This is a genomic window from Sulfitobacter sp. HI0129 (assembly GCF_001635395.1).
Taxonomy (GTDB): Bacteria; Pseudomonadota; Alphaproteobacteria; order Rhodobacterales; family Rhodobacteraceae; genus Sulfitobacter.
Genome location: NZ_LWGH01000405.1, coordinates 1 through 8,972, shown reverse-complemented (window position 1 = coordinate 8,972; position 8,972 = coordinate 1). Strand labels below are relative to the sequence as shown.

Annotated in this window: 10 protein-coding genes; 9 read left to right on the top strand and 1 reads right to left on the bottom strand. The window is 65.3% G+C overall.

Features of this window, described 5'->3' with window-relative positions:
- Nucleotides 1–162: 162 nt before the first annotated feature.
- Nucleotides 163–1,584 (bottom strand): metalloprotease TldD, encoded by a 1,422-nt coding sequence (gene tldD, locus A3764_RS10800; RefSeq protein ID WP_067920778.1) that lies wholly within the window; start codon nt 1,582–1,584, stop codon nt 163–165.
- A gap of 179 nt (nt 1,585–1,763) precedes the next feature.
- Between tldD and coxB the strand changes: the two genes are divergently transcribed.
- The 9 genes from coxB to A3764_RS10755 all read left to right on the top strand — a co-directional run.
- On the top strand, nt 1,764–2,660 hold the full coding sequence (coxB, locus tag A3764_RS10795) for a cytochrome c oxidase subunit II (protein ID WP_067920780.1): 897 nt from the start codon (nt 1,764–1,766) through the stop codon (nt 2,658–2,660).
- A gap of 54 nt (nt 2,661–2,714) precedes the next feature.
- Complete coding sequence (gene cyoE / locus A3764_RS10790) at nt 2,715–3,653, top strand: heme o synthase (RefSeq protein ID WP_067920782.1); 939 nt, start codon at nt 2,715–2,717, stop codon at nt 3,651–3,653.
- The gene (locus tag A3764_RS10785) at nt 3,650–3,817 is read left to right on the top strand and encodes a cytochrome C oxidase assembly protein (RefSeq protein ID WP_067920784.1); all 168 of its coding nucleotides are present in this window, start codon (nt 3,650–3,652) and stop codon (nt 3,815–3,817) included. The genes cyoE and A3764_RS10785 overlap by 4 nt, the downstream gene beginning before the upstream one ends.
- Nucleotides 3,817–4,392, top strand: a complete 576-nt coding sequence (locus A3764_RS10780; RefSeq protein WP_067920786.1) for a cytochrome c oxidase assembly protein — start codon at nt 3,817–3,819, stop codon at nt 4,390–4,392. The genes A3764_RS10785 and A3764_RS10780 overlap by 1 nt, the downstream gene beginning before the upstream one ends.
- 38 nt (nt 4,393–4,430) lie before the next feature.
- Nucleotides 4,431–5,234, top strand: a complete 804-nt coding sequence (locus A3764_RS10775) for a cytochrome c oxidase subunit 3 (protein ID WP_067920796.1) — start codon at nt 4,431–4,433, stop codon at nt 5,232–5,234.
- 97 nt (nt 5,235–5,331) lie between these two features.
- The gene (locus tag A3764_RS10770) at nt 5,332–6,012 is read left to right on the top strand and encodes an SURF1 family protein (protein WP_067920788.1); all 681 of its coding nucleotides are present in this window, start codon (nt 5,332–5,334) and stop codon (nt 6,010–6,012) included.
- Between the two features lie 8 nt (nt 6,013–6,020).
- The gene (gene thrC, locus A3764_RS10765; protein WP_067920790.1) at nt 6,021–7,409 is read left to right on the top strand and encodes a threonine synthase; all 1,389 of its coding nucleotides are present in this window, start codon (nt 6,021–6,023) and stop codon (nt 7,407–7,409) included.
- Entirely contained in the window at nt 7,406–8,668 is a 1,263-nt protein-coding gene (locus tag A3764_RS10760) for a M16 family metallopeptidase (protein WP_067920792.1), read from the top strand. The genes thrC and A3764_RS10760 overlap by 4 nt, the downstream gene beginning before the upstream one ends.
- A partial coding sequence (locus tag A3764_RS10755) for a GNAT family N-acetyltransferase (RefSeq protein ID WP_150122140.1) occupies nt 8,668–8,972 on the top strand: 305 nt, incomplete at its 3' end. The genes A3764_RS10760 and A3764_RS10755, both read left to right, overlap by 1 nt.

The window sequence follows — 8,972 nt, the reverse complement described above, 5'->3', positions numbered from 1 at the left end:
TGAGTGGAAGAAGGATGCGTCGTCCTTTCAGTCATCCCTGTTCTCCGTCCGTTGCACCTTCACCATCGGGCGATTCCGGTTAACAACAGGTGAAGGAAAAAAGACGTATTTCGCTCAAGAGCTTCGGGCGCGGCGATACTCGCGCACCGCGCCCCGCCGCCGTCAGGCCGCGGAGCCGCCCACCGTCAGCCCGCCGATCATCAGCGTCGGCTGGCCCACGCCCACGGGCACCCATTGCCCCGCCTTGCCGCAGTTGCCGATACCGGGATCGAGCGCGGGGTCATTGCCGATGGCGCGGATCTGCTGCAGCGCGGTCGCCCCGTCGCCGATCAGCGTGGCGCCCTTGACCGGGGCCCCCACCTTGCCGTTCTTCACCCGGTAGGCTTCGGTGCAGGAAAAGACGAACTTGCCATTGGTGATGTCAACCTGACCGCCGCCGAAGCCCACGGCATAGATCCCGTCCTTCAGGTCGGCGAGGATATCGGCGGGCGAACTGTCACCCCCCAGCATGTAGGTATTCGTCATCCGCGGCATCGGCGCATGGGCAAAGCTCTGGCGCCGTCCGTTCCCGGTGGAGCCGCCGCCCGTCAGCCGCCCGTTCTGACGGTCCTGCATGTAGCCCACCAGCACGCCGTCCTCGATCAGCACGTTGCGGGCCGACGGCGTGCCTTCGTCGTCGACGGAAATCGAACCGCGCCGGTCCGGGATCGTGCCGTCGTCCAGCACGGTGACGCCGGGGGCCGCGATGCGCTGGCCCATCAGCCCGGCAAAGGCGCTCGATCCCTTGCGGTTGAAATCCCCCTCCAGCCCGTGGCCGATCGCCTCGTGCAGCAGGATACCGGGCCAGCCCGGCCCCAGCACCACGTCCATCACGCCGGCGGGCGCAGGCTCCGCCCGCAGGTTCACGCAGGCGATGCGCAGGGCTTCGCGGGCGCGGGCCTGCCAGTCGGCCGGCTCCATCAGCCCGTTGAGGCCGATGCGCCCGCCACCCCCGGCGGAACCGGATTCGCGGCGCCCGTCCTCCTCCACGATGACGGAGATGTTGATCCGCGTCATCGGCCGGGTGTCGCGGGTGCTCAGCCCCTCGGGGCGCAGGATCTCGACCTCCTGGATAGAGGCGGCGATGGAGGCGCTGACCTGCACGACGCGGGCGTCCAGCCCGCGCAGGAAATCGTCGATTTCGCGCAGGGTCTCCACCTTCACGGGAAAGGCCGCCCCGGCGATCGGATCGGCATCGGTGTAAAGCCTCCGGTTGGTCGCCAGCGGGGCATCGGCCAGCGTGCCGCCGCCTTCGGCCACCGCAAGACGCGCGGTTTCGGCGGCCCGGCGCAGGGCGCGTTCGGAAATTTCGGTCGAATGGGCGTATCCCGTGACCTCGCCGCGCACCGCGCGCAGGCCGAATCCCTCCGAGGCGTCGTAGCTCGCCGTCTTCAGCCGCCCGTCGTCGAACATCAGCGCCTCCGAACGGCGCCGCTCGAAAAACAGCTCCCCGTCGTCGGCACCGGCCACCGCCTCGCGCAGGGTGGCAAGGGCGGTTTCACGGTCAAGCAGGCCCGAAAAGGGCGAAAAGGCGTCGTCGCTCATGGTGGCAGGTCCTTCGTGCGCGGCAAGAAAACGCGATTCGCGTCCGTTTGACGCAAGCAGGTGTCTTTATCTCGAACACAGAATATGATTGTAAGCATCGAGATTACAACGCCCGGACCGGCTCGCCGTCCGCCCCGGGCGTCAATCGCATGGCAATGGTCACAAGATCAGGACGACTTATGAAACAACTTTTCACTCTTTCGGGTCTCATGACCGCTGTCGCCGCCCTTCCGGCAATGGCGCAGGACAACCTGCGGATCGACGGTCTGCCCATCATCGGGAAGCCAACGGACGGGGAGACGAGCTTTCAGCCCGCCGTGACGCAGGTGGCGGAGGATATCCATTTCCTCGACAACCTGCTGCTGGTGATCATCATCGCCATCTGTATCTTCGTGACGGCGCTGATCCTCTGGGTCGCCTTCCGCTACGCCAAGAAGCGCAACCCCAATGCCGCTTCCTTCACGCACCACACCCCGGTTGAAATCGCCTGGACGGTGATTCCCATCCTGATTCTGGTGCTCATCGGGGCCTATTCGCTGCCGATCCTGTTCCGCCAACAGGAAATTCCCGAAGCGGACGTGACCATCAAGGCCATCGGCAACCAGTGGTACTGGTCCTACGAATATGTGGACGAGGGCTTCGGCTTTGACAGCTACATGATCGGCGCCCCGGCGCTGGACGGCCAGAACATGAAAACACCCGAGGTGATCGCCCAGCTTGAGGAAGCGGGTTACTCCGAGGATGAATTCCTGCTCGCCACCGACACCGCCGTTGTGATTCCCGTCGGCAAGACCGTCGTCATGCAGGTGACCGCATCCGACGTGATCCACGCCTGGACCATTCCCGCCTTCGGCGTGAAGCAGGACGGCGTGCCGGGTCGCCTGGCCGAACTGTGGTTCAACGCCAGCCAGGAAGGCGTCTACTTCGGCCAGTGCTCCGAGCTGTGCGGCCAGGCGCATGCCTATATGCCGATCACCGTAAAGGTCGTCTCCGAAGAGGCCTATGCCGAATGGCTGGGCCGGGCGAAGGCCGAATACGCCGGCATCCCGCAGACGATCACGGTGGCGTCCAAGTAACGATTGCAGCGGGGTTCGCCCCGCCGCATTTCCCTTGATCCGGATGGATACGGCATGACCGACATGACGAATAACACCGTGCAGGAATATGACGCGCAGCTTGGCGATTACTTCGCCCTGCTGAAGCCGCGTGTCATGTCGCTCGTGGTGTTCACGGCGCTGGTCGGGCTTCTTGCCGCGCCGGTGCCGGTGAACCCGGTCATCGCCTTTGCCTCGATCCTGTTCATCGCCATCGGGGCAGGGGCCTCCGGCGCGCTGAACATGTGGTGGGACGCCGATATCGACGCGGTGATGAAGCGGACGCAGGGCCGCCCCATCCCCTCGGGCCGGGTCCAGCCCGGCGAGGCGCTGGCGCTCGGCGTGGCGCTGTCGGGCCTGTCGGTGATGATGCTGGCGCTGGCGGCGAACCTGCTGGCGGGGGCGATGCTGCTCTTCACCATCCTGTTCTACGCCGTCTTCTATTCCATGTGGCTCAAGCGGCGGACGCCGCAGAACATCGTCATCGGCGGTGCCGCAGGGGCCTTTCCGCCGGTCATCGGCTGGATCGTGGCCACCGGCAGCTTCTCGGTCGAGGCTTGGCTGATGTTCGCGCTGATCTTCATGTGGACGCCGCCGCACTTCTGGGCGCTGGCGCTGTTCATGCGCTCCGATTACGACGACGCCGGCGTGCCGATGCTGACCGTGACCCATGGCCGTCCGGCCACGCGCCGCCAGATCCTGATCTATACCGCGCTGCTCTTCGTGCTGGCCGTGGGCACCGGCTTCACCGCCATCGGCGGCCCGCTCTACCTTGCCGTGGCACTGGTGCTGAACGCCCTGTTCCTGCTGGGCGCATGGCGCATCTGGCAGCGGGACGAGGCGGCGGCAGAGGCTGACAACTACGCGGTGGAGCGCAAGTTCTTCCGTCTGTCGCTGTGGTATCTCTTTTTGCATTTCGGCGCGATCCTGGCCGAGGCGACGCTGCGGCCCTGGGGTCTGGGAGGCTGGGCATGAGCCTGCGGTCCGAACATGATCTGCACCGCCGCCGCAAGGGGCGCAACGTGGGCGTGGGCCTTCTGCTGGGCGGCTTCGTCGTGCTGGTCATGGCGCTCACCTACGTCAAGATTACCCAGACGGATTTCGAACTTCCTGCAGCCCAGCGAGAGGTGAACAACTGATGGCGCTTTCCGGTCCCCAGAAGACGGTCGTGCAGACAGTATCGGTGGTGGTGCTGATGGGCGGCCTGGCATGGGCCTCGGTGCCCTTCTACGACTGGTTCTGCCGGGTCACGGGCTTCGGCGGCGTGCCGGGGCAGGTGGAAACCGCGTCGGACGAGGTTCTGGACAAGACCATCAAGGTCCGGTTCGACGCCTCGCTGAACCAGAACATGGCGTGGGAGTTCAAACCCGTCGAGCGCGAGATGGAACTGCGCATCGGCGAAACCGGCCTTGCGTATTACGAAGCCTACAACCCCACCGACAAGCCCATCGCGGGGCAGGCCAGCTACAACGTCACGCCCTATGCCGCGGGCGCCTATTTCGAAAAGATCGAATGCTTCTGCTTCACCGAACAGGTGCTCGCCCCCGGCGAACGCGTGCAGATGCCGGTCAGCTTCTATGTCGATCCCGAAATCGTCGATGACCCCGACGGGAAGTTTGTACATACGATCACGCTGTCCTATACATTCTACGAAATCGACCTGCCCGAAGGCTATGCCGCGCTGGACGACGCCGCGACGACAGACCTGAATTGATAAAGACCTGAATGAACAAAGGTGAGGGACCCGCAAAAATGGCCCATGCAAAGAACCACGACTACCATATCCTGAGCCCGTCGAGCTGGCCGCTTCTTGGGTCCATCGCCGGTATCGCCATGCTGATCGGCGGCGTGCTGTGGATGCACGACATGACGCCCTTCCTCTTCATCGGCGGCTTCGTCGCGGTGCTCTACGTCATGTTCGGCTGGTGGTCCGAAGTGGTGGACGAAAGCCGCATCGGCGATCACACCCCCGTCGTGCGCATCGGCCTGCGCTATGGCTTCATCCTGTTCATCATGTCCGAGGTGATGTTCTTCGCCGCGTGGTTCTGGACCTTCTTCAAACAGGCCCTCTACCCGATGAACGAATACGTCGGCTCGCAGTACATCCCGCCGGACATCCACCCCGTAGATGCCTTCCACCTGCCGCTGATCAACACGCTGGTCCTGTTGCTGTCGGGCTGTGCCGTGACATGGGCACACCACGCGCTGGTGCATGAAAACAACCGTCGCGACCTGATCAACGGTCTGGCGATCTCCATCGTGCTGGGCATCTTCTTCACGGCGCTGCAGGCCTATGAATACCGCGAGCTGCTGGTCCATGATGACTGGACCTTCGGCGGCGACGTCTTCTATTCCAGCTTCTTCATGGCCACCGGCTTCCACGGCGCCCATGTGATCATCGGGACGATCTTCCTTGCCGTCTGCCTCGTGCGGGCCATCAAGGGCGATTTCACGCCGGAGCGTCACGTCGGCTTCGAGGCCGCCGCCTGGTACTGGCACTTCGTGGACGTGGTCTGGCTGTTCCTGTTCTTCGCCGTCTACATGTGGGGCATCTGACCCTGCCGTCGGGCTTGCATCCGACGGAGCGATCACACTAAACACCGGGCGCGCGGGGCATCCTGCGCGCCTTTGCTTTTCCGCCGGACGAGGTTCCATGCGCCGTACCCTCTTTCTGCTGATCGTCGGACTGGGCGGCGCCGCCGTGCTGGTCGCACTGGGCATCTGGCAGGTGCAGCGGCTGGCGTGGAAAGAGGCGATCATCGCCGATATCGACGCGCGCATCGCCGCCGCCCCGGTAGAGCTGCCCGCCACCCCCGACCCGCAGGCGCACGCCTATCTGCCCGTCACGCTCACGGGCCGGATCGTCGGGGATCCGCTGCATGTCCTCGTGTCGCAAAAGCAGGTCGGCGCAGGCTACCGGGTGATCGCGCCCTTCGAGGCGCAGACCGGCGACACCCTGATGGTCGATCTCGGCTTCCTGCCCACTTCCGCCAAGGACACGGCCCTGCCGGACGGCCCGCTGACCGTAACCGGCAACCTGCAATGGCCGCGCGAAACCGACAACTTCACCCCCGACCCGGACCGGGACCGCAACATCTGGTTCGCCCGCGATGTGCCTGCCATGGCCACGGCTCTCCAGACCCGCCCGGTCCTCGTGGTGGCGCGGCAGGTCGATCCAACCCTCCCGGGAATTGACGCTTTGCCGGTAGACACCGCCGCAATTCCGAACGATCACATGCAATATGCGATCACGTGGTTCTCCCTCGCCGCCCTCTGGCTCGCCATGACGGTCGCCTTCCTGCGCCGCCGCCGCCCATCTGTTTCTGAAAGCTGATAGACCCGATGCGTTACATCTCGACCCGCGGATCCGCCCCCGTTCTTCCCTTCGAGGACACGATGCTCACCGGCCTCGCCCGGGACGGTGGCCTCTATGTACCGGAATCGATCCCGCAGATGTCCCCTGCCGACATCGCGGCACTGGCGGGCGCCAGCTACGAAGACGCGGCCTTTGCCGTCATGCGCCCCTTCGTGGGCGATACCTTCGACGATGACGCCTTCCGCGCGATCATCGCCCGCGCGTATGCCGGGTTCGGCCATGCCGCCCGCGCGCCGCTCAAGCAGCTTGCCCCGAACCATTTCCTGCTGGAGCTGTTCCACGGCCCGACGCTGGCGTTCAAGGATTTCGCCATGCAGCTCATTGGGCAGATGTTTCAGGCGGCGCTGACCCGGCGCGGCGAACGTGTGACCATCGTAGGCGCCACCTCCGGCGATACCGGCTCCGCGGCGATCGAGGCGTTCCGGGGCCTCGACAACGTCGATGTCTTCATCCTCTACCCCCATGGCAGGGTCAGCGACGTCCAGCGCCGCCAGATGACCACACCCTCCGAAAGCAACGTCCATGCGCTGGCCGTCGATGGTGACTTCGACGATTGCCAGGCCCGGCTGAAGGACATGTTCAACGATTTCGCCTTCCGGGACGAGGTGAAGCTGGCGGGCGTCAATTCGATCAACTGGGGCCGGGTGCTGGCGCAGGTGGTCTATTACTTCACCTCCGCCGTCTCGCTGGGCGCGCCGGACCGCAGCGTCTCCTTCACCGTGCCCACCGGCAATTTCGGGGATGTCTTCGCGGGCTATATCGCGAAGCGCATGGGCCTGCCCATCGACCGGCTCGTGGTCGCCACCAACCAGAACGACATTCTGGACCGCACCCTGCGCGGGCAGGGCTATCACAAGGGCGGGGTGGAACCCTCCATCAGCCCGTCGATGGACATTCAGGTATCGTCGAACTTCGAACGCGCGCTGTTCGACGCCTACGACCGGGACGCGGGCGCTGTGCGCCAGTCGATGGAGGAACTCGCCAAGGGCGGCTTCGACGTGAGCCAGGGCGCCATGGAGGCCCTGCGGGAGATCTACGATTCGGGCCGCGCCAGCGAAGAGGAAACCTCCCGCACCATCGCCCACACGCTGGAACGCAGTGGCGAGCTGGTCTGCCCCCATTCCGCCGTGGGCATCAAGGTGGCGGAGGAGATGCGTAAGGCCCACACGCCGATGATCACGCTGGCCACCGCCCATCCCGCCAAGTTCCCCGACGCGGTGGAGGCCGCCACCGGCCAGCGCCCCGCGCTGCCGCCCCGCATGTCCGACCTTTTCGAGCGCGAGGAACGGTTCACCCGGATCGACAATGACCTCGGCGCGCTTACCGCCTTCATCAGGGAGCATGTCTCTTCATGAGCCTGAACCAGCACCGCCTTTCTAACGGCTTCCGCATCGTCACCGAACATATGCCCGGGCTCGCCTCCGCCTCCGTGGGCATCTGGGTGAACGCCGGGGGGCGGCATGAACTGCAACAGCAGAACGGCATCGCGCATTTTCTTGAACACATGGCGTTCAAGGGCACGGCCACGCGTTCGTCGCTGCAAATCGCCGAAGCGATCGAGGACGTGGGCGGCTACATCAACGCCTATACCTCCCGCGAGGTGACGGCCTATTACGTGCGGGTGCTGGAAAACGATGTGGCGCTCGGGCTCGACGTCATCGCCGACATCCTGCGCAACCCCGTGCTCGACGACAGCGAGATCGAGACCGAGCGCGGCGTGATCCTGCAGGAAATCGGTCAGGCGCTGGACACCCCGGACGACGTGATCTTCGACTGGCTTCAGGAAGAGGCCTATCCTGATCAGCCCATCGGCCGCAGCATCCTCGGCCCCGCCGAACGGGTTTCCTCGTTCAGCCGGGACGACCTGCGCAGCTTCATCGCCGATCACTACGGCCCCGAACAGATGATCCTCGCCGCCGCCGGTGCTGTGGATCACGACGAAATCGTGCGCCTTGCCGAAAAGCTCTTTGGCGACATGCCCGCCAAGCCCCTGTTCGACGTGGAGGCCGCCCGCTTCCGGGGCGGAGAGATCCGGCAGATCAAACCGCTGGAACAGGCGCATTTCGCGCTCGGCCTCGAATCGCCGGGCTACAAGGCCGATGACATCTACATCGCGCAGATCTACGCCTCTGCCCTCGGCGGCGGCATGTCGAGCCGCCTGTTTCAGGAAATCCGCGAAAGCCGCGGGCTGTGCTATACGATCTTCGCCTCCGCCGGGGCCTATGCCGACACCGGCATGATGACGATCTATGCAGGCACCAGCGCCGAACAGCTGCCCGAACTGGCGACCATAACCATCGACGAGATGAAGCGCGCCGCTGCCGACATGTCCCCCGCAGAGGTCGCCCGCGCCCGCGCGCAGATGAAGGCGGGGCTGCTCATGGGGCTGGAAAGCCCGTCGAACCGGGCCGAACGGCTGGCGCGGCTCGTCCAGATCTGGGACCGCGTGCCGCCGCTCGATGAAACCATCGCCCGGATCGACGCCGTGACCACTGGCGACGTGCGCGACTTCGCCGAGACCATGGCGCTCGGCGCGCCCGCCGCCCTCGCGCTCTACGGGCCCGTGGATGGCGCCCCCGGCCTCGCCCAGTTGCAAGACCGCCGCGCTGCCTGATGCTGCTGATCAAGCGGAAACTGCGGATCGAGACGGAGCGCCTTTCGCTGCGCCCCCCGATCCATGCCGATTTCCGCGCCTGGGCCGCGCTGCGCGTCGACAGCATCGATTATCTCACCCCGTGGGAACCCGCTTGGGCCGATGACCATCTGACCCGCAAGGCCTTTACCAATCGCGTCTACTGGGCGCAGCGCTCGGTCTCCGGCGGGACGGCCATGCCGCTGTTTCTGGTCCGGCGGCGCGACGATATGCTCATCGGGGCCATCACGCTGGACAACATCCGCCGCGGCCCCGCCCAGTCCGG